This window comes from Alphaproteobacteria bacterium (genome assembly GCA_025800285.1).
In the GTDB taxonomy this organism is placed as follows: domain Bacteria; phylum Pseudomonadota; class Alphaproteobacteria; order JAOXRX01; family JAOXRX01; genus JAOXRX01.
Map to the genome: position 1 here is coordinate 1 of JAOXRX010000084.1, position 966 is coordinate 966.

Annotated in this window: 2 protein-coding genes; one reads left to right on the forward strand and one right to left on the reverse strand. The window is 28.7% G+C overall.

From position 1 onward, the window contains the following. Positions 1 to 311: hypothetical protein (locus OIF36_04790; protein ID MCV6599770.1), on the reverse strand; the 311-nt coding region annotated here is incomplete at its 3' end. Positions 312 to 334: 23 nt separating this feature from the next. Between OIF36_04790 and OIF36_04795 the strand changes: the two genes are divergently transcribed. Continuing rightward, positions 335 to 966 (forward strand): hypothetical protein (locus OIF36_04795; GenBank protein MCV6599771.1); only part of this gene is annotated, 632 nt, incomplete at its 3' end.

Genomic DNA, 966 nt, shown 5'->3' on the forward strand with positions numbered 1-966 from the left:
TAAGGTAAATGACTAATAGGAATAATTGCGTCATTGCTGACTTCCATAATATTGTACCCAGCTTCTTCACTACTTGCTTCATTCATTTCTTTCATCAAATTTTGATACTTTTCCTGTTCGAGATTTTTTGCATAAAGATAAATCTTATCATAATATAACAATGGTTCAAACAACATATGATATAACAAATTAGTTTTTCCACTACCACTGTTTCCACATATTAACATACGGAAAGTATCATTTGGCATAAATGAATAACGTTGTTTGAAATTTTTATTTTTGGTATCATCATCATAGTTTGGTATTTCCATTTTTATTATAATCATAGAATAAAATGGATCTTGAGGAAACCAAAAAGATTATCCAAAATAAAATAGAAGCTGATGAAGCAGCTCGTGAAGTCAGAAGTCATATAAAGTCTTATATTCATGAAAAACAAAATTTGAGAGAAGGTCTTACAGAAACTTTCAAACCATTGATTGAAACTTCTGAAGCAGTGAAAGAGAGCATTGATACACAGCAAAATAAATTAATTAAACAACTTCAAGATAATCAACTTGCTTTGACTGAAGGTCTCGATAAAAACAGACTTGCTATAACTTCAGGTTTTGATAAAATGGATGAAGTAAAAAAATGGGATTTGCAACAACTTCCAGGTTATGAAGCAACATTAGATGCGATTGAAGAACCAGAAAAAGAAGATGAAGCTAAAGTTATTAAAGAAAAAATAAAAATAATAGATGCGCGCATTAATCAAGACATAGATAGTTCAGATAAATTAGTTGATTTAGCAAATAAAGCAAAAGAAGAAGGAAAAATTGAATCAAGAGATTATTATTTGGATAGATCTAAAGAACAAATTTATAGTATTAGAGAGTTGAGAAAAGAGAGAAAAAGATTACAAGAAATTTTAGATGAAGAATCTGAAGAAGAAACTGTTAAAAAACCAATTACTACTACTGTAAC